This window comes from Pseudorhodoferax sp. Leaf265 (assembly GCF_001422365.1).
Lineage (GTDB): Bacteria > Pseudomonadota > Gammaproteobacteria > Burkholderiales > Burkholderiaceae_C > Pseudorhodoferax.
On sequence record NZ_LMMT01000005.1, the window covers coordinates 22,340 to 40,172 of the forward strand.

Below are 17,833 nucleotides of genomic sequence, written 5' to 3' on the forward strand. Positions count from 1 at the left end.
GCGCGGGCACCGCGCCCACGCTGCACGCCAGTCTGCGCCATGCGTCGGCGTGCCGCGTGTCCGACGGCGGCATACGGGCGCGTCAGACGGCGCGCGGACCGACCGGCGCAGCCGGAGGCAGCACCAGGGCTTGCGACATGCTGCGCAGGGCCACGCCGAAGCCACCCGGTGCGCGCGGATCCGTGCGCGCGCTGGTCCACACGCGGGGCCGGGCGCTGAACACGACGGGCACGCCCGCGTCCTCCAGCGCCTGGACCAGGGCCACATCCTCGCTGCTGCGCAGCGGCGCGAAGCCGCCTGCCAGCCGGTAGGCCTCGGCCGTCATGCCGAGGTTCGCGCCATGGATGTGGCGGTGCCCGTCGACCGGCCGGTAGTGGTGGTCGAAGGCCCGCGCCAGCCGCCCGGCCAGCGCGCCATGGGCGCTCCAGTCGCGCACCCAGACGCAGCCGCAGACCGCCTGCGCGCCCACGCCCAGCTGGGCGGCGATCCAGTCGTCGGCGACGAGCGAGTCGGCGTCCGTGAAGGCCAGCCAGCGCGCACCGCGGGCCAGCAGCAACTCGGCACCGGCCTGGCGCGCCTGGCCGACATTGCGGTGCGCCAGCGACAGCGTGTGCGCGCCCAGGGCGGCCGCGCAGGCGGCCGTGCCATCGCTGCAGGCATCTGCGACGACGACGATCTCCACGGCTTCGCCCTGCAGGGCCGGATGGCGCGCCGCCACCTGCACGGCGGCCACGGCCGCGGCGATGTGCGCGCGTTCCTCGTGCGCGGGAATCGCCACGCCGATCACCGGATGCCCTCGCGTTGCGCCACCGAGCGTGCGTCGCGCGCCCACACGCGCAGGCAGAAGTCGTCTTCGGTGTGGACCACCAGCGGCGCCAGGCCGGTGGCGCCCAGCAGGGCGTGCACTTCCTGCGTGGGGCAGGCGCGCTGCGCGAACGGCGCGCGCCAGTCGCAGGCGACGAGCACGCCGTCGGCGTCCAGGCTGGCGGCGCAGTGCTGCGCCACCTCCTGCATCGCAGTGGCCGACAGGAAATAGCCGATTTCGGACAACACCACAAGGTCGAAGCGTTCGCCGCAGGGCCAATCACGCGGCAAGCGGTGCTGCGCCAGTTGCACCTGCGCCAGCCCGGCGGTGCGCGCGCGCGCCGTGCGCAGCGCCTGCGCCGAGAAATCGGTGGCCAGCACGCTGTCGCAGCGCATGGCCAGTTCGCGCGTGAGCTCGGCGCTGCCGCAGCCGGGCTCGTAGCAGCGCCGGAACCGCTCGCGCGGCAGGCTGGCCAGCAGCAGCGCGCGCTTGCGCCGCTCGTACCAGCGCTCGCGCGTGCCGTAGGGGTCGCTCGCGCCAGCGTACAGGCCGTCGAAGTAGCCGCGCATGCGCGCTGGGGATCCTTCGGCTTCGCCTGCGGAGCGAGCACCTTGGGGCGGCCCGGCGGTGCTCATTGGGAATCCTTCGGCTTCGCCTGCGGAGCGAGCACCTTGGGGCGGCCCGGCGGTGCTCATGCAAACACCAGCTCGAAGGGGCGCCGTGCGCGCACCTGCATCGAGGCCCGCAGGATCGGCGTGTGCGCGCAGCCGGGGTCGTGCTCCCATTGCGAGGCGAAGGCCTGCAGCGCCGCGCTCTTGCGCGCCACCGCCTGTGGCGACAGCGTGACCAGGTGGGCCTGCGTCCAGGGCATGCGTGCATCGCCGCACTGCGCCCAGTGCCAGCCCCAGACCGGCACCTCGTACACGCGCGCACCCACCTGTGCGGCGGCGGCACGCGTGGTGCGGCCCGTGGCTTCGTGGTCGGGATGGCCGTCCAGCGTCCAGGTGGTGAAGACCCGGTCCGACGGCTGCAGCGTGCGCAGCAGCAGCGCGTGCAGCGCATCGGCCTGCGCGGCCACGCGGCCATCGGCCAGGCCGGCGCGCAGCACGGCCGCACCGCTGCCCAGCCGGGCCAGCGCCAGGCGGGTTTCGGCGCGGCGCCGCGCCGCGAGACGCCCTGGCGACCAGCGCGCGGAGCCGGTGTGGCTGGCTTCGCCATCGGTCACGGCCACGAGCAGCGCGCGGCGGCCCAGGGCTGCGGCGTGCGCCAGCAGGCCGCCCACCGCAAGCACCTCGTCGTCCGGATGCGGCGCCACGACGACCGCACGCGCGCCCGGCGGCAGCAGCTCCTGCGGCGCCACGCGCGGCAGCGCGCGCGCCTGCAGCCAGTGCTGCCAGTGCAGCTCGGGCGTGCCGTCGCCGGCCTCGATGCGGCGGCTGTCTACAGCGTCCAAGGGTCGGCCTCGCGTTCGAGCGCGCGGCCCAGCGCCGCGAGGTCGCGTTCCGCATGGCTCTGGCGCATGAAGATGGGCAGATCGGCCATCGCCCGCGCCAGCGCCGGTTGCTTGCACAGCGGGCCGGCACCCAGGGCGCGGCCGGCGTGGCGCAGCACGTCGTCGGCGCCCTGCTCGACGGCCAGCCGCACGCGCAGGGCCCAGACCTGCGCGTCCTGCGAGGGGTGGCGATCGATCCAGGCGGCGGCCTCGCGCAGCAGGGCCGCGCAGGCGCCGAGCGCCACGTCGATGGCGCCCAGGTGCGCACGCTGGTGGGCATCGGGTTCGCGTTGCGCCAGCGCCGCCTGCACGGCCTGGGCGATGCCCACGGCACCGCCCCACCAGCAGGCGGCGATGCCGGCACCGCCATGCCAGAACCCGGGCCGGCGCACATAGGCATGGGGTGGCCCGACCGGGGTGGCGAGCGCGTCGTCGAACAGCACGTCGACGCTGCCGGTGTCGGCCATGCCGACGGCGGCCCAACCCGCGTTGCCGACCTCCACGCCGGGCTGGCGCAAGGCCACCGCCGCGAGACAGGGTTCGCCAGCGGGATTCCAGCCGCTGACCAGCGCATGGTCGAGCAGAGCGGCGCCCGAACACCAGGCCTTGCGGCCGCGCAGGCGCAGCCGGCCATCGCGCTGGGGCCACATGCTCAGCCGGGCCTGCGGCGGCTCGGCGCACCAGGTGCCCCAGGCACCGGCATGGTCCGAGCCGCAGCCCAGTTCCTCCTGGATGGCCAGCGCATCGGTGTGGCCCTCGTAGAGCTTGGCGAGCGCGAGATCGCGCTGGGCCACGGCCGCGAGGCGGCGCCAGCGCTCCAGCGTCCGGCCGCCCCCGGGCAGCGGCAGGCGGTCGGCACCGGGCGCGACCAGGGCCTGCAGCGCGCCGGCCACGGCGCCAGGCCCGGTGCCGGCCAGCGCATCGTCCATGCCGAGGCCGATCCGGGCGCTCATCGCCGCGCGCTCAGGCGGTCTCGTTTTCCACGCTGTGCTTGAGCTGCGAGGCCTTCTGGTGCGCATCCTGCACGGCCTGCTGCAGGGCCGGGTCGACCTGGCCCGCATTGCGGCAGGCGGCCATGGCGCGGTCGGCCGTCTGCTCGATGTCCTGGACGGCCTGCGTGAGTTCGGCCTTGTCGGTCAGCGAACGTTTGGTGCGGGCCTGCTGGTGCAGATCCTGCACGGCCTGCTGCAGCTTGGCGTCGGCCTGCCCGTTCTTGAGCGCGGCGATGGCCTTGTCGGCTGCGGATTCGATGCCGTCGATGGCTTGCTGAAGTGCTTGTGCGTCCATGGTGGAGTCCTTGTGGGTTGATTTCAGGAAGAAGGACGATCCCACGGGCCCGGTACCCGCCGTGCGCGACGCGGGCCCTTGCGCGTGTCAGGCAATGGCTGACGCCGCCCCGGTGCCGCGTCCGCCAGCCCGTGCTGCCGAACGGCGGCGGCGCGGGCTGGCGCGCACGTCGGCCGCGCAGCCCTGTGCCCTACAGTCCTTGACCGAACGAACTGTCTGGAACGGCTTGTCCATGGCACGCAGGCACGCCGCTCAAAAAGGCGTCCGCCAATGTGCAACGCACGCCGGTGTTCACGCTTCTTCCGGTCGATCGGCACAACGGATTGACGCGCAGAATCCCCTTGCTTTTCCTCCACAAAACATGCCCCCATCGCGCCAGCACAGCCGAACTGTCAAACATCGACCCAAGGTCATCGTGGTAGGTAGCGGCGTCATGGGCGCGTCGGCGGCCTGGCATCTGTCCAAAGCAGGCGCAGCAGTCACTGTCATCGAACGCGCCCCCGACGCCCTCATCACTGCGACAGCCTCGTCTTTCGGCTGGGTCGGTGCGGGCGCGAGTACTCCTTCTGACGACCTGTCAGCATTCACCGAGAGGTTGACGGCGCTGGAGGAGTTCGGATCCATCGAGCGCGACCTTGGCCCGTTGCCGATCGCGGCGCGGGGCGCGCTTCTTTGGCTGCCAACGGAAAACGAAACGGCAGCACTGGTTGCCGAGCATCGCGCCGCCGGCACGCGAATGCAGCGCCTTGCTCGCCCCCAGATCGCCGAGAAGGAGCCGATGCTTGCCGACCCGCCCTCACTGGCAGCCTGGGCGCCCGACGATTTCGCGTTGGAACCCGCTGCATTCGCACGCCAACTGCTGGCGGGTGCGAAGGTTGCCGGAACATGTGTCCGCCAGGGAACCGTTGACACGGTCGAAATCGCAGGGAACCGGATCGCGGGTGTGGTCGTGGAAGGGCAGAAGTTGGCCGCCGACACGGTGGTGCTCGCCAATGGCCATGGCTCGCGCAAGCTTGCCTTGACAGTTGGCGCAGACCTTCCGATCCACGAGTCGCCAGCAGTGCTGCTTCGATTTGCGACTGAAGCCGATGGACTTCGTCACCTGATTTGTGCGCAGGAAATGGAGCTGCGACCCGCCTTGGGCGGTGGACTGGTGGCTGCGGCCGACTATCCAGAAGATGGTGAGAGTGGTCTTCCCATCCTTGCAGCGCGGACCGGCGACGCAATTGCGCATCTGTTTGGCATGTGGGCGGCGCCGGATCTTCTTTCCATCCGCGTTGCGCAGCGTCCGATGACGGCCGACGGCAGACCGCTTTGTGGCGGTGTAGGGGAGATCGAGGGCTTGTACGCTCTGGTCGCGCACCCGGGCGTGATTCTGGCCCCTGTCCTTGGTCGACGTTGCGCCGAATCCATTCTTCGTTCTTGATCTGGGCAGCCGCTTTGGGGACAGAACGCTGGAGCAAGCATCGGCATGCGGCGGAACCGGCCAAGCCCGCCGATGGCCCGGCGCAGGGCGGCGCGCCGAGGGCCTGAGCGCACTGGCCAGCGTGCCGGCCCTCACGGGCAGCCGGTCGGCAGCCCTTCCGCAGGCCGCCGTCCACCGTCTCCCGAAGGGCGGACCTGCAGTGCGAACGCGCTGCCCAGCAGCGCCAGCAGCACCGGCGCGAAGGCCACGACGCCGACGACCTGCAGCAGCACCCCGCCGGCGATGCCGCCACCGGCGATCGCGGCGTTCCAGGTGGTGACGAGCATGGACTGCGCGACGTCGGCCTCCTCGGCCGCGGCGTCGGCCAGCGCGGTCTGGAACAAGGTGGCGGCACCGCCGAACGCAAGGCCCCAGGCCGCCAGCGCGGCGAACATCCATGGCGCGGATTCCGTCGCCAGCGCCAGCACCGCCACGGCCACGCCGAACACCGCGGTGCTGGCGAGCGACAGGCGCTGCAGGTGCCGGTCGACCAGCAGACCGGTCAGCCCGATGCCGGGCAGCGCCGCCAGGCCGAACACCAGCAAGGCCCGGTCCACCTGCCCACCCAGGCCGCGCGCGGCGAGGTAGGGCGCGATGTAGGTGTACAGGATGTTGTGCGCCAGCACATAGGCCAGCACCACGAGCAGGACCGGCCGGACACCGCGCCTGCGCAGCACGCTGGCCAGCGTGCTGCGCTGCCCGGTCTGCTGGCCCCCGAAGTCCGGCACGCTGAACCGGATCCACGCGAGCAGGCCCAGCGCCAGGATGCTGGCGGCCCAGAAGCAGGCGCGCCAGCCGGCCCACTGTCCGAACCAGCTGCCCGCGGGCACGCCCAACGACAAGGCCAGCGGCGTGCCCGCCATCGCGACTGCGATGGCACGGCCGCGCAGGCCGGGGCCCACCAGGCGTGCGGCATAGCCGGCAAGCAGGGCCCAGAGCAGGCCGGCCGACATGCCGGCCACCAGCCGTGCCGCCATGGTCCAGAAGAAGCTGCCCGACCAGGCCGTGACGCTGTTGGCGAGCACGAAGCCCGCCACGGCCGCCATCAGCAACGGGCGGCGGCGCACACCGCGCGTGACGGCCACGAGCGGTACCGCGGCGAGCAGGGAACCCAGCGCGTAGGCGGTGACGGTCTGGCCCACCCAGGCCTGCGACACGCGCAGATCGGCCGCCATCTGCGGCAGCAGCGCGGCCGGCAGCGCCTCGGTCAGGATGGTGACGAACGCGGCCGTCGCGAAGGCCAGCAGCGGCGACCAGGGCAGGCGGTCGGCATCGGAGGCGGCCTTCATGCGCGCAGCCCCTGGTAGACGGCGTCGCGCAGGTCGTTGACGAAGCGGCCGTGCATGCCTTCGTACAAGGTGTTGGTCAGGGCCACCACCGTCAGCGCCCTGGGCCGGTCCACGAACCAGGAATGGCCGTAGGCGCCGCCCCAGCGCCAGGTGCCGGGCGACTCGGGCGACGCGGCGGCGGCGGGATCGCGCAACACGGAAAAGCCCAGGCCGAAGCCCAGGCCCGGGCCGGCGGCCAGTTCCGCGCCCTGGGTCTGGTCGCGGGCCATCTCCGCAAGCACGGCCTCGGGCAGCCAGCCGTCGGCGCCGGTGCGCAGCGCCTCCAGCAGGCGCAGCAGGTCGCCGGCCGTGCCCGCCATGCCGGCGCCGCCGGAGGGGTAGGCTCGGCGGTCGAAGATCCGGCCGGGACTGAAGGCGATGCCCACCGTGCCATCGAAGGGCGCTGCGAGCTCCGCCTCCCGCAGCCGGTGCGGGCCGGCCGTGCCGTTGACATAGGCCGTCGCCATGCGCTCGGGCGCGTCGCAGAAGAAGCCGCTGTCCACCATGCGCAGCGGCCCCGTCACCAGCGCATGTACGGCATCGGGCAGCGCCTGCCCCGTCACGCGCTCGATCACCGCGCCCAGCACGTCGGTGGCCAGCGAGTAGGCCCAACCCGTCCCGGGCGGGTACAGCAGCGGCACCCCGGCGATGCGGCGCAGGTTCTCCGCGAGGTCGATGCCGCTGGCGTCCATGCCGTCGGACACGCCGGCCTGCGCATGGGGGCCGTTGCCGTCGGGCTCGAAGAAGCGGTAGCCCAGGCCGGCCGTGTGGCTGAGCAGTTGGCGCAGCGTCAGCGTGGGCGCCGTGCCATCCGGCAGGCGTGGCTGGAACGCGGGCAGCCAGCGCGTCACCGCATCGTCCAATGCCAGGCGGCCCTGGGCCCACAGCACCAGCGCCGCGGCGCTCACGATGGGCTTGCTGGCCGAGGCCAGCCGGAACACGGTGTCCAGCGCCATGGGGCGCCGCGTCTCACGGTCGGCCCAGCCGATGGCACGGCCATAGCGTGGCTGCCCGTGCTGGTGCACGCGCACCACCGCGCCGACCAGGCGCTCTTCCTGCAAGGCGCTGGCGAGCACCGCGTCGATGCCGGATGCGAGGGAGGGTGCAAAGGTTTGCGCCAGGGCCTCTGCGGGCTGTGCGGCAACGGGAAGAGCCATGGAATCGGTCCTTTCTTGACATGACCCCAGGACCTTAGAAGCCCGGCGATCAAAGAAAAAGCCGGGTAGAGTTCCGCGCTGCCAGGACGGGGGTGTCCGCAATGGCGCAATGGAAGAATGGCGATGGACAGCCTCAACGGCTTCGTGGTGTTCGTGCAGGTGGCGCAGGCGCGCAGCTTCGCGGGGGCCGCCAGGGTGCTGGGCGTGTCGGCCTCGGCGGTCGGCAAGAGCGTGGCACGGCTGGAGCAGCGCCTGGGCGTGCGCCTGTTCCACCGCAGCACGCGCAGCATCGCGCTGACCGCCGAGGGCCAGCTGTTCCTCGAACGCAGCCGCCGCATCCTCGACGAGATCGAGGCCGCCGAAGGCGAGTTGTCGCAGGCGACGGCCGCGCCGCGCGGCCGGCTGCGCGTGGGCTTGCCGCTGGTCAGTTCGCTGGTCCTGCCCGTGCTGGCGGACTTCATGCGCCAGTACCCGGAGATCGAGCTCGACCTGGATTTCTCCGACCGCCTGGTGGACATCGTCGAAGAAGGTTTCGACGCCGTGGTGCGCACCGGCCAGCCCGCCGACTCGCGGCTCAGCGCGCGGCTGCTCGGCGCGTTCAGCCGCATGCTGGTGGCGTCGCCCGACTACCTGGCCCGGCACGGCACGCCCGCCACGCCGCAGGACCTGGCGCAGCACCGCTGCCTGCACTACCGCTACGCCCACAGCGGCAAGCTGGAAGTCTGGCCGCTGCCGGCCGCGCCCGACGGCCGCGAGACCGTGCTGCCGACCTCGATGATCTGCAACAACATCGAGACGCGCCTGTGCTTCGCCCTGCAGGGGCGCGGCATCGCCTGGCTGCCCGACTTCGCGGTGCGCGAAGCACTGGCGGACGGGCGGCTGGTGCCCGTGCTGCCGGCGCAGGTGCACAGCCGGGGCGTGTTCCACGTGCTCTGGCCTGCCGGCAGGCACATGACGCCCAAGCTGCGCGCGCTGGTCGACTTCCTGGTCGACCAGGTGTTCGCGCGGCAGGCGCCGCCCGCGCAGCGCGCGTCGAACGCTGGCCTCGGCCCCGCAACAAGGGCAGCAGCAGCTGGCCCTGCCCTTCGATCTCGGTGAGGGACGGCATGTCCCGACAGCGCGCAGTGCGTGACCGCGAGCGCCTGGCACCCGCGCGGCGACCTACCGGCCCTGCCGCCAGTCCACCAGCGCCTGCCGCACCTGGTCCACCACGCCCGCCCAATCGCCGCGCCGGGCCTGGCGGAACAGCCGCGTGCGTGGGTACCAGGGCGTGTCGGCACGCCCGCGCAGCCAGCGCCAGTCGACACGGTAGGCGGGCAGCAGCACCCAGCAGGGACGGCCCAGCGCCCCGGCCAGGTGGCAGGCTGCCGTGTCCACCGAAATCAGCAGGTCGAGCTGGGCCAGGATGGCGGCCACGTCGGAGAAGTCCGCGGTGGCGCTGCCCAGGTGCACGAGCGGCTGGCCGGCCGGCGGCCGGCGGCCCTCCTCCTCGCCGGCCCATTTCTGCAGGCTCACGAAGACCACGCCCGGCACCTGCCAGAGCGGCGCCAGTGTGGCCAGGCCGGGCAGGGAACGTTCGGCGTCGTTGTCGTGCCGCGGGTTGCCGCGCCAGACCAGGCCGACCTTGCGCGGCGCCTGCGGGATGCGCGGCGCCCAGCGCAGCACGCCGGCGGACGCAGGCCACAGGTAGGGTGTCTCGGCGGGGATGGTCTCCAGGTGCGTGCCGCAGAACAGCGGCAGGTTCTGCAGCGGCACCCAGTAGTCGTGCGTGGCCAGGGCGGCCGGCGCCTCCTGCAACGCGATGTGCCTGTCGGCACCGGCGACGCTGCGCATGAGGCCCAGCAGCGAGGCCGTGCTTGCGTACGTGATCTGCGCGGGCCGGTGCTGCGCGCGCACCAGCGGCAGGTAGCGGCAGAACTGCAGCTGGTCGCCATGGCCCTGCTCGGGCCAGACCAGCAGGCGCCGGCCCTGCAGCGGCTGGCCGGTCCAGGGCTGCGCCGCGCCGGGCGGTGGCGGTTCGGGAAAGCCGGGCACCACAGCCGTGGGCGGCAGCAGCGCGTAGCTCCGCGCGGCATGGGCGAAACCCTCGGCCAGCCGACCCACCGACAGCAGCAGGTGGCCCAGGTTGATCTGCGCGGAGGCCAGGCCGGGCGCCTGCGCCACGGCGGCGCGCAGCACCTGCTCGGCCTCCTGCACGCGGCCCAGGTCGTACAACAGGGCCCCAAGGTTGGACCCGTGGCGCGCGTCCTGCGGCGCCAGGCGCAGGGCCTCGCGGTAGTGCCATTCGGCCTCGGCCTCGTGCTGCGCGTCCGGCCAGCGCGCCAGCACACCGGCCAGGTGGTTGTGCAGGTCGGCCAGGCCGGGCGCCAGCGCCAGCGCGCGCCGCTGGCAGGCCTCGGCTTCGTCGAGCCGACGCAGCTGCTCCAGCACCAGGCCCAGGTTGGTCAGCGCGGCCACGTCGTCGGGCTGCAGCGCCAGCGCGCTGCGGTAGGCGGCCTCGGCGTCGGCCAGGCGCCTGCGGGCCGCGCACAGCACCCCCAGGCCGACCCAGCAGCGCGCGTCGGCACTGCCGTGGTCGGCGGCGGCCTGGTAGCAGGCCAGGGCCTCGTCGTCGCGGCCCTGCGCACGCAACAGGCTGGCCAGGTGGTGGGTGGCCAACGCATCGGGCTGCAAGGCCAGCGCGCGGCGCCAGCAGCGTTCGGCGTCGGCCGGGCGCTCGCCGAGCCGGGCGGCGATGCCGCAGGCACTCCACAAGGGGGCGTCGCCGGGTGCGGCCTGCAGGGCCTGCGTGCCCAGGCGGTAGGCCAGCTCGGCGTCGCCGCTGTCGAGCGCGTCGAGCACGCGGTCCAGCGCATCAATCGCCATGCGGGGCGGTGGAACAGGTCATGGGAGCCGGCATCGTAGTCCAGCCGGCGCCGTGCTTCAGGCCGGTGTCGTCCCCTGCGCCGCCAGCCGCCGCGAGTTCTCCGGCGCGCGGAACACCAGCGGCTGCGCCACCGGCGCACCGGCGCGCGCCACCGCCTCGGCCACGCGCTGGTGCTGCGGGCTCTTGCTGCAGACCGGATCGGTCGCGGCCGGGTCCTGCGCCAGCAGGAAGGCCTGACAGCGGCAGCCGCCCAGGTCCTGCTCGCGCTGGTCGCAACTGGCGCAGGGCTCCTGCATCCAGCCCGTGCCGCGGTAGCGGTTGAAGCCTTCGGAGTCGAACCAGATCTCGCGCAGGCCCTGCTCCCGCACGTTCGGAAAAGACAGGCCCGGCAGCATCTTCGCGGTGTGGCAGGGCAGCGCCGTGCCGTCGGGCGCGACCGTCAGGAACATGCTGCCCCAGCCGTTCACGCACTTCTTGGCCCGGCCCTCGTGGTAGTCGGGCGCCACGAAGAAGATGCGCATGGCATCGCCCAGGCGCTGGCGCCAGGCGGCGGTCACGGCCTCGGCCTCGCGCAGCTGGGCGGCCGTGGGCAGCAGTTGGTCGCGGTTGAGCAGCGCCCACGAGTAGTACTGCGTGTTGGCCAGCTCCAGGTATTCGGCGCCCATGGCGTGGGCCATGGCGATGATGCGGTCGATATGGTCGATGTTCAGGCGGTGCACCACCACGTTGAGCACCATGGGCCAGCCCTGCTCCTTGATGGTCCTGGCCACCTGGCTCTTGAGCCCGAAGGTCTTGGTGTGCGAGAGGAAGTCGTTCATCTCGCGCGTGGAGTCCTGGAACGACAGCTGCACGTGGTCCAGCCCGGCCGCCTTGAGCGCCGCGGCACGCGCGGCCGTCAGACCCACGCCCGAGGTCAGGAGGTTGGTGTAGTAGCCCAGCCGCGCGGCCTCGGCCACGATGACTTCCAGGTCGTCGCGCAGCAGCGGTTCGCCGCCCGACAGGCCGCACTGCACGGCACCGAGTGCGCGGCCTTCGCGCAGCACGCGCAGCCAGTCGTCGGTGCCGAGTTCGTCCTGCTGCTGCGCGAAGTCCACCGGGTTGTAGCAGAACACGCAGTGCAGCGGGCAGCGGTAGGTGAGCTCGGCCAGCAGCCAGAGCGGCGGGCCGGGGCGCTCTGCCGTCATGCGGCGTCCCAGCGCAGCCAGTGCTGCCGGCCTGCGATCGCGACGAACTCCTGCACCTGCGGCGCGAGCCCCTCGGTGGCGAACACCTCTTCGAGTTCGGCCACGATGGCGGCCAGGCTGCGCTGGCCGTCGCAGCGCTTCATGATCTCGCCGGCACTGCCATTCAGGCGCACCATGCCCTCGGGGTACAGCAGCACATGGCAGTCCTGGGCCGGCTCCCATTGCAGGCGGAAGCCGGGGCCGATGCGGGGTTGGATCTCCGAACGCAAGTCGGTCATGGCGTCGTCACTCCGTAGCGTGTGGCCATGGCGTCGTTCATGGCCCACAGGATGTCGAGCTTGAACTGCAGCACCTCGAGCGCGCGCTCCTGCTGCGCGCGCGTGGTGAAGTGGTCCAGCGTGATAGCCAGGCCCTGCTCGACGTCGCGCCGCGCCTGGCCCACACGGTTGCGGAAGTAGTCCAGCCCCGCCGGCTCGATCCAGCCGTAGTGCGCGGGCCAGGTGGCCAGGCGCTGCCGGTGGATCTCGGGCGCGAACAGCTCGGTCAGCGAGGAGCACACGGCCTCCTGCCAGGGCGCGCGCCGCGCGAAGTTCACGTAGGCGTCGACGGCGAAGCGCACGGCCGGCACCACATGGCGCAGGTCCAGCACCTCGGCGCGCGCGAGGCCCACGGCCTCGGCCAGACGCAGCCAGGCCTCCAGGCCGCCCGCGTCGCGCAGGCCACCGAGTTCGAAGCCGTCGTGGTCCAGGATGCGCTGCACCCAGCCGCGCCGCACCGCCGGGTCGGGGCAGTTGGAGAGCACGGCCGCGTCCTTGATCGGGATCGCGATCTGGTAGTAGAAGCGGTTCGCCACCCAGCCGCGGATCTGCGCCGGCTGGGCCTGGCCGCTGTTCAGCATCACATTGAACGGGTGGTGGATGTGGTAGCTGCGGCCCCGCGCGCGCAGCTGGGCCTCGAAGCCCGCGCGGTCCCAGGCGGGCGCATCGTGCGGGGCGGACGGCGGCGCGTCCTGGATGCGGTCGGCGTGCATGGTGCTTCAGAGGTCGATGGTCATGCCGTCCTCGCAGACCTCTACGCCGGCACGGCGCAGCGCCGCGTGTTCGGCCGAGTCCTCGTCGAGGATGGGGTTGGTGTTGTTGATGTGGATCAGCAGGCGCCGCCGGGTGGTGGCAGGCAGCCGCGCCAGCCACTCCAGCATGCCGCCCTCGCCCGACTGCGGCAGGTGGCCGATCTCGCGCGCGCGCTTGGTGCCCACGCCCAGGCGCAGCATCTCGTCGTCGCGCCAGAAGGTGCCGTCCACCATCACCACGTCGGCGCAGGCCATGGCATCGAACACGGGCGGCGTGATCGCGCCCAGCCCCGGCGCATAGAACAGGCGCCGGCCGCTGCGGCTGTCGACGACCGTCACGCCGATGTTGTCGCCCGCGACCGGATGCTCGCGGTGCGGAGAGTACGGCGCGGCCTTGCCGTCCAGCGCCAGCGCGCGCATGCGCAGGTGCGGCACGCCGGGCACGTCGAAGTCCTGGCCATCGAGCGCGATGGTGTGGCGCGCGACGCCGCAGTAGTGCGACAGCACGCGCAGCACGGGATTGCCCTGGCTCAGGTCCTCGGCCACCGGCTCGGTGCACCACAGCGGCAGCGGCTGGCCACGCTCGCGCAGCATGAACAGGCCGGTGGCATGGTCGACCTGGCCGTCGATCAGCACCACGCCGGCGATGGCGCTGTCGCGCAGCGCGCGCGCCGGCTGCAGCGCAGGGTGGCTGCGGATCTGCTCCAGGATGTCGGGCGAGGCGTTGAACAGCACGCCGTCGCTGCCCGCCTCGGGCTGCACGAAGATCGACGACTGCGTGCGCGGCCTGGCGCGCAGCGTGCCGGCGCGCACACCGGCGCAGTTGCGGCAGTTGCAGTTCCATTGCGGGAAGCCGCCGCCTGCCGCCGAACCGAGGACGGTGATGCGCATGGTGGGAACGATGCAGGAGAGGAAGACGGCCCGCCCCGGCACGCCGGGGCGGGTGCCAGACTCAGCGTGCCGTGACGTACATCGTGATCTCGAAGCCGAAGCGCAGATCCGTGGCCGTCGGGGGTTGCCATTGCATGTCGTGTCTCCTCGAACAATGCGCAGCGCCGGGCGGCGGCTGCGGGAACCGGTGTGTTCCGAGGGGCATGGTGCCGGGCCGGCCGGCCCGCGCCCAGGCTTGAAATCTTGATTCGCAGTTCATGATTTTCATGAGCCGCCTGCAGGCCGGACGGCCGCGGACGCCCATTACCATGCCGCGTGCCCGCCAGCCCCCTGTACCCCGCCACCGCCCCGCGCCACAGCTTCGCGCTGGAGGCCACGCACGGCCATGTGCTGCAGGTGGACGACTGCGGCGCGGCCGATGGCATCTGCGCCGTGGTGCTGCACGGCGGCCCCGGCTCAGGGGGTTCGCCGCTGCTGCGGCGCTTCTTCGATCCCGCGCGCTACCGCGTGATCGCCATCGACCAGCGCGGCGCCGGCCGCAGCCGGCCGCGCGGCGCCACGGCGCACAACCGCACGACCGATCTGCTGGACGACCTGCACCGCGTGCGCACGCACCTGGGCATCGCACGCTGGCTGGTCGTGGGCGGCTCCTGGGGCGCCACGCTGGCGCTGGCCCATGCGCTGCACGCGCCGCAGGCGGTGGCAGGGCTGCTGCTGCGCGCGGTGTTCCTGCCGCGCGCGCAGGACATCGCGGCCTTCTTCCAGGACAGCGCCGGCCATGCGCCCGCCGCCTGGGCCCGCTTCGCGGCGCTGGCGCCCGAGAGCGAGCGCCACGACATGCTGGGTTTCCTGGCCCGCGGCCTGCAGGCCGAGCCCACGGACGGCGGCGCCCTGCAGCGCCGCCTGGCCCTGGCCTGGTGGCAGTGGGAGCGCACGCTGAGCGGCGCCGCCGGCGCGGCGGACGAACCCAGAGGCGACGCACTGGCCGCGCTGGTCGACCGCTACCGCGTGCAGAGCCACTACCTGCAGCACGGCTGCTGGCTGGACCGGCCGCCGCTGCTGGAGCGCCTGGCCGCCCTGCCCGGCGTGCCCACGCGGCTGCTGCACGCACGCGATGACCGCATCTGCCCGCCCGCAGCCGCCCAGGCCGTCCATGCGCGCATCGCGCACAGCCAGCTGCACTGGGTCGATGCCGGCGGCCACGACCCGGCCGCGCCGGCCATGGCGGCGGCCATGGTGGCCGCGCTCGACGGCTATGCGCGCACGGGCGACTTCCCATCATGACGCTGCGGCTCAAGATCAACGCCATCGTGAGCCTGCTCACGCTGCTGTTCGTGGGCGCCATGCTGGCGCTCACGCTGCGCGCCATGCGCGAGTCCGTGCACGAGGAGGTGGTGGCCGCCAACCGCGTGGCGGCGCAGCTGCTCTACCGCACGGCCATGCTGCAGGAGGCCCAGGGCATGCAGGTCATGCAGGCCTTCCTGCAGGGCGTGGGCCGCGTGCGCTCCAACGACATCACGCTGCTCGATGCCGATGGCCAGGTGCTGTACCGCTCACCGGCCTCGCCCTACAAGGCCGACCGCGATGCGCCCGGCTGGTTCGCACGCATCGTCGCGCCGGAGCCTTCGCAGATGTCGATCGACTTTCCGGACGGCAAGCTGGTCGTGCACGCCAACGCCTCGCGCGCCGTGCTGGACGCCTGGGACGATGCCGTGCGCCTCGCGCTCAGCGCGCTGGGCCTGCTGGCCGTCGTCAACGCCGGCGTGTTCTGGGCCGTGGGCCGCGCGACGCGGCCGTTCGCCGACATCGTCGGCGCGCTCAACCAACTGGAGAACGGCCGCTTCGACGTCTCGCTGCCGGCCCTGCCCGGTACCGAGGCCCGCGCCATCGGCGCGGCCTTCAACCGCATGGTCGGCATGCTGCACCAGCACATCGAGACCGAGCGGCGCGCCGTGCGGGCCGAGCACCGCCTGTCCGAAAGCCGCGCGCTGGGCCGCTGGGTCGACCAGAAGATCGAGCAGGAGCGCCGCCTCATCGCGCGCGAACTGCACGACGAGCTGGGCCAGTCGGTCACGGCCGTGCGCAGCATGGCCTTGTCGATCGCGCAGCGCGTGCAGGCGCTGGATTGCGAGGCCGAGCAGGCCGCGCGGCTGATCGCCGAGGAGTCGGCCCGGCTGTACACCGCCATGCACGGCATGATCCCGCGGCTCACGCCGCTGGTGCTGGACGAATTCGGCCTGGTGGCCGCGCTGCAGGACCTGGTCGAGCGCACGCGCGCCAGCCACGCCGGCCTGCAGGTCGACTGGCAGCTGGACGCCCCGCCCGAGGGCCTGCGGCTGGACAACGCCACCGCGCTCGTGCTGTACCGCGCCGCGCAGGAGGGCATGACCAATGCGCTGCGCCATGGTGAAGCGCGCCAGCTGGTGCTGGCCCTGCACTGCGACGCCCGGCACCTCACGCTCACGCTGCGCGACGACGGCCGCGGCCCGCCTGACGCCGCGGCCAACCCCAGCGGCACCGGCCACTACGGCCTGCGCTGGCTGGCCGAGCGCATCGACAGCCTGGGCGGCACGCTGCGCCTGGAACCGGCCGCCCCGCGCGGTGCCCAACTGACGGTGCGGCTGGCGCTGCCGGCCGCCCAGGAGAACGCATGACCCCCCCGAGCCCGCCGATCCGCGTGATGCTGGTCGACGACCACGCGCTCGTGCGCATGGGCTTTCGCATGCTGCTGGCCGACGCGCAGATCGACGTCGCGGCCGAGGCCGACACCGGAGAGCAGGCCTGCCAGCGCTACCCGCAGGTGCAGCCGGACGTGGTGGTCATGGACCTGTCCATGCCCGGCATGGGCGGCCTGGAGGCGCTGCGGCGCCTGCTCGCGCACGACCCCAAGGCCCGCGTGCTGGGCCTGTCGGCGCACGAGGACAGCGTGCACCCGCGCCGCATGCTGCAGGCCGGCGCGCTCGGCTACCTGGCCAAGCGCAGCGCGCCCGAGGCACTCATCGCCGCGGTGCGCGCGGTGGCACGCGGCGAGCGCTACATCGACGCGGCCACGGCCCAGGCCCTGGCCGCCGCGCAGTTCGACGGCACGGCCAACCCGGCCGAAGCGCTCAGCGCGCGCGAGTTCTCGGTGTTCCTGCAACTGGCCCAGGGCATGACGGTGGCGCAGATCGCCGCCACGCTGAACCTGTCGCTCAGCACCGTGGGCTCGCACCTGTACCGCGTCAAGCAGAAGCTGGGCGCGAGCAACCAGGCCGAACTCACGCTGGTGGCGCTGCGCTGGGGGCTGATCCAGGTGTAGCGGCCGGCCGGCCCGGTGTCTGCGGCCCGGCAGCGCCACCGCTGCCGATGGCCGCCGCGCCGCACAAGGCATCGATGAGCGCCCGCACCGCCGCCGACGCATGCCGGTGCGGCGCGTACATCAGCGAGAACGGCCGGGTGCGCCCGCCGAAGCCGGCCAGCACTTCGACCAGCCGGCCGCTGGCCAGCCGCTCGTGCACGACGAAGTCGTAGGTCTGGCAGATGCCCATGCCCTGCTCGGCCAGCGACACCGTGGCCAGCACGTCGTCGGACACCTCCAGCAGCCCATCGGGCTGCCAGTCCCGGTCCTCGCCGTCGACACGGAACGACCAGGCACCGTGGCGCCCCGTGCGCGGCATCACGAAGGGCAGGCAGGCGTGCGCGCGCAGGTCGTCCAGCCGTTGCGGCACGCCCGCACGCGCCAGGTAGCCGGGCGCGGCGACGAGGCGCAGGCGCGCATCTTCGAGTCGGCGCGCGACAAGGCCGCTGTCGGGCTGTTCGCCGAGCCGGATCGCCATGTCGAAGCCCTCGGCGATGAGGTCGACGTTGCGGTTGGTGATGTTGAGCTCCAGCCGCACCTGGGGATGCCGCGCGGCGAAGGCCTGCAGCTGCGCCGGCAGGCGGTAGTGGCCGTAGGTCGTGGGGGCGCTGATGCGCACGCGGCCGCTCAGCGCGGCGCTGGCCGAACGCGCCTCGTTCTCCGCCTCCCTCAGCAGTTCGAAGGCCTGGCGGCTCTGGTCCATGTAGCGGCGCCCCGCATCGGTCAGCCCGATGCGGCGCGTGGTGCGGCGCAGCAGCTGCTGGCCCAGCCGCGCCTCCAGCCGGCCGACCGCGCGGCTCAGCACCGAGGCCGTGGTCGACAGCGCCGCCGCTGCCGCGGTGAACGAACCGTGCTCGACCACGGCCAGGAAGACCTCGACATCGCCGAGGTACTCGAAATTCCGGCTCATTTGGTCTCCATAAGAACCAATGAAGTTCCTTGTAGCACGTTT

The 17,833-nt window shown here is 73.0% G+C and carries 19 protein-coding genes; 5 read left to right on the forward strand and 14 right to left on the reverse strand.

The genetic code is table 11. From position 1 onward, the window contains the following. Positions 1-82 precede the first annotated feature (82 nt). The 5 genes from ASF45_RS07200 to ASF45_RS07220 form a co-directional block, all read right to left on the reverse strand. Entirely contained in the window at positions 83-778 is a 696-nt protein-coding gene (locus ASF45_RS07200; protein WP_369802105.1) for a glycosyltransferase family 2 protein, read from the reverse strand. Between the two features lie 5 nt (positions 779-783). After that, entirely contained in the window at positions 784-1,374 is a 591-nt protein-coding gene (locus ASF45_RS07205) for a class I SAM-dependent methyltransferase (RefSeq protein WP_056659343.1), read from the reverse strand. 122 nt (positions 1,375-1,496) lie between these two features. Then, positions 1,497-2,258, reverse strand: a complete 762-nt coding sequence (locus ASF45_RS07210; RefSeq protein ID WP_056659346.1) for a PIG-L deacetylase family protein — start codon at positions 2,256-2,258, stop codon at positions 1,497-1,499. After that, positions 2,246-3,250: an acyl-CoA dehydrogenase gene (locus ASF45_RS07215; protein ID WP_156472883.1), complete on the reverse strand. Its 1,005-nt coding sequence runs from the start codon at positions 3,248-3,250 to the stop codon at positions 2,246-2,248. The genes ASF45_RS07210 and ASF45_RS07215 overlap by 13 nt, the downstream gene beginning before the upstream one ends. Positions 3,251-3,260: 10 nt before the next feature. Next, complete coding sequence (locus ASF45_RS07220; RefSeq protein WP_056659349.1) at positions 3,261-3,584, reverse strand: hypothetical protein; 324 nt, start codon at positions 3,582-3,584, stop codon at positions 3,261-3,263. Between the two features lie 199 nt (positions 3,585-3,783). Between ASF45_RS07220 and ASF45_RS34290 the strand changes: the two genes are divergently transcribed. Beyond that, positions 3,784-5,010: an FAD-binding oxidoreductase gene (locus ASF45_RS34290; RefSeq protein WP_235580845.1), complete on the forward strand. Its 1,227-nt coding sequence runs from the start codon at positions 3,784-3,786 to the stop codon at positions 5,008-5,010. Between the two features lie 131 nt (positions 5,011-5,141). On the opposite strand, the gene ASF45_RS07230 is transcribed toward ASF45_RS34290, so the two are convergent. Both ASF45_RS07230 and ASF45_RS07235 read right to left on the reverse strand, forming a co-directional pair. Beyond that, positions 5,142-6,338 (reverse strand): MFS transporter, encoded by a 1,197-nt coding sequence (locus tag ASF45_RS07230; protein WP_063887595.1) that lies wholly within the window; start codon positions 6,336-6,338, stop codon positions 5,142-5,144. Then, entirely contained in the window at positions 6,335-7,534 is a 1,200-nt protein-coding gene (locus ASF45_RS07235; protein WP_056659354.1) for a serine hydrolase, read from the reverse strand. The genes ASF45_RS07230 and ASF45_RS07235 overlap by 4 nt, the downstream gene beginning before the upstream one ends. A 123-nt stretch (positions 7,535-7,657) precedes the next feature. Between ASF45_RS07235 and ASF45_RS07240 the strand changes: the two genes are divergently transcribed. Beyond that, positions 7,658-8,632 carry a LysR family transcriptional regulator gene (locus ASF45_RS07240; RefSeq protein WP_056659357.1) on the forward strand — a complete coding sequence of 325 codons (975 nt, stop codon included), beginning with the start codon at positions 7,658-7,660 and terminating at the stop codon, positions 8,630-8,632. Between the two features lie 63 nt (positions 8,633-8,695). Here the strand turns inward: ASF45_RS07240 and ASF45_RS07245 are convergent, their stop codons facing one another. The 6 genes from ASF45_RS07245 to pqqA all read right to left on the reverse strand — a co-directional run bounded on the left by ASF45_RS07245 (position 8,696) and on the right by pqqA (position 13,680). Continuing rightward, complete coding sequence (locus tag ASF45_RS07245; RefSeq protein ID WP_056659360.1) at positions 8,696-10,399, reverse strand: tetratricopeptide repeat protein; 1,704 nt, start codon at positions 10,397-10,399, stop codon at positions 8,696-8,698. A 57-nt stretch (positions 10,400-10,456) separates the two neighbouring features. Continuing rightward, positions 10,457-11,584 carry a pyrroloquinoline quinone biosynthesis protein PqqE gene (gene pqqE / locus ASF45_RS07250; RefSeq protein ID WP_056659363.1) on the reverse strand — a complete coding sequence of 376 codons (1,128 nt, stop codon included), beginning with the start codon at positions 11,582-11,584 and terminating at the stop codon, positions 10,457-10,459. Further along, entirely contained in the window at positions 11,581-11,862 is a 282-nt protein-coding gene (gene pqqD / locus ASF45_RS07255; protein WP_056659366.1) for a pyrroloquinoline quinone biosynthesis peptide chaperone PqqD, read from the reverse strand. Before pqqD ends, pqqE begins: the two co-directional genes overlap by 4 nt. After that, positions 11,859-12,614 (reverse strand): pyrroloquinoline-quinone synthase PqqC, encoded by a 756-nt coding sequence (pqqC, locus tag ASF45_RS07260; protein WP_056659369.1) that lies wholly within the window; start codon positions 12,612-12,614, stop codon positions 11,859-11,861. Before pqqC ends, pqqD begins: the two co-directional genes overlap by 4 nt. A 6-nt stretch (positions 12,615-12,620) precedes the next feature. Next, positions 12,621-13,544: a pyrroloquinoline quinone biosynthesis protein PqqB gene (gene pqqB, locus ASF45_RS07265; protein WP_056659372.1), complete on the reverse strand. Its 924-nt coding sequence runs from the start codon at positions 13,542-13,544 to the stop codon at positions 12,621-12,623. Between the two features lie 61 nt (positions 13,545-13,605). Further along, a complete protein-coding gene (gene pqqA / locus ASF45_RS35990) occupies positions 13,606-13,680 on the reverse strand; it encodes a pyrroloquinoline quinone precursor peptide PqqA (protein ID WP_189686872.1) in 75 nt (24 codons plus the stop codon). 179 nt (positions 13,681-13,859) lie between these two features. Here pqqA and ASF45_RS07270 point away from each other — a divergent pair, with 179 nt between their 5' ends. The 3 genes from ASF45_RS07270 to ASF45_RS07280 are packed head-to-tail and all read left to right on the forward strand — an operon-like array spanning position 13,860 to position 16,842. Then, positions 13,860-14,828, forward strand: a complete 969-nt coding sequence (locus ASF45_RS07270) for an alpha/beta fold hydrolase (protein WP_056659375.1) — start codon at positions 13,860-13,862, stop codon at positions 14,826-14,828. Then, positions 14,825-16,198, forward strand: coding sequence for a histidine kinase (locus tag ASF45_RS07275; RefSeq protein WP_056659378.1), 1,374 nt, complete (start codon positions 14,825-14,827; stop codon positions 16,196-16,198). The genes ASF45_RS07270 and ASF45_RS07275 overlap by 4 nt, the downstream gene beginning before the upstream one ends. Next, positions 16,195-16,842, forward strand: a complete 648-nt coding sequence (locus ASF45_RS07280) for a response regulator transcription factor (protein WP_056659381.1) — start codon at positions 16,195-16,197, stop codon at positions 16,840-16,842. Before ASF45_RS07275 ends, ASF45_RS07280 begins: the two co-directional genes overlap by 4 nt. On the opposite strand, the gene ASF45_RS07285 is transcribed toward ASF45_RS07280, so the two are convergent. After that, complete coding sequence (locus tag ASF45_RS07285; protein ID WP_082550858.1) at positions 16,802-17,791, reverse strand: LysR family transcriptional regulator; 990 nt, start codon at positions 17,789-17,791, stop codon at positions 16,802-16,804. The genes ASF45_RS07280 and ASF45_RS07285 overlap by 41 nt on opposite strands. Positions 17,792-17,833: the final 42 nt, after the last annotated feature.

Excerpts from the sequence above, each read along its gene's own strand:
- ASF45_RS07235 (WP_056659354.1), bottom strand. The coding sequence starts at position 7,534 with ATGGCTCTTCCCGTTGCCGCACAGCCCGCAGAGGCCCTGGCGCAAACC.
- ASF45_RS07205 (WP_056659343.1), bottom strand. The coding sequence starts at position 1,374 with ATGCGCGGCTACTTCGACGGCCTGTACGCTGGCGCGAGCGACCCCTAC.
- ASF45_RS07280 (WP_056659381.1), top strand. The coding sequence starts at position 16,195 with ATGACCCCCCCGAGCCCGCCGATCCGCGTGATGCTGGTCGACGACCAC.
- ASF45_RS07245 (WP_056659360.1), bottom strand. The coding sequence starts at position 10,399 with ATGGCGATTGATGCGCTGGACCGCGTGCTCGACGCGCTCGACAGCGGC.
- pqqD (WP_056659366.1), bottom strand. The coding sequence starts at position 11,862 with ATGACCGACTTGCGTTCGGAGATCCAACCCCGCATCGGCCCCGGCTTC.
- ASF45_RS07220 (WP_056659349.1), bottom strand. The coding sequence starts at position 3,584 with ATGGACGCACAAGCACTTCAGCAAGCCATCGACGGCATCGAATCCGCA.
- pqqC (WP_056659369.1), bottom strand. The coding sequence starts at position 12,614 with ATGCACGCCGACCGCATCCAGGACGCGCCGCCGTCCGCCCCGCACGAT.
- pqqB (WP_056659372.1), bottom strand. The coding sequence starts at position 13,544 with ATGCGCATCACCGTCCTCGGTTCGGCGGCAGGCGGCGGCTTCCCGCAA.
- ASF45_RS07240 (WP_056659357.1), top strand. The coding sequence starts at position 7,658 with ATGGACAGCCTCAACGGCTTCGTGGTGTTCGTGCAGGTGGCGCAGGCG.
- ASF45_RS07230 (WP_063887595.1), bottom strand. The coding sequence starts at position 6,338 with ATGAAGGCCGCCTCCGATGCCGACCGCCTGCCCTGGTCGCCGCTGCTG.
- pqqE (WP_056659363.1), bottom strand. The coding sequence starts at position 11,584 with ATGACGGCAGAGCGCCCCGGCCCGCCGCTCTGGCTGCTGGCCGAGCTC.
- ASF45_RS07285 (WP_082550858.1), bottom strand. The coding sequence starts at position 17,791 with ATGAGCCGGAATTTCGAGTACCTCGGCGATGTCGAGGTCTTCCTGGCC.
- ASF45_RS07215 (WP_156472883.1), bottom strand. The coding sequence starts at position 3,250 with ATGAGCGCCCGGATCGGCCTCGGCATGGACGATGCGCTGGCCGGCACC.
- ASF45_RS07275 (WP_056659378.1), top strand. The coding sequence starts at position 14,825 with ATGACGCTGCGGCTCAAGATCAACGCCATCGTGAGCCTGCTCACGCTG.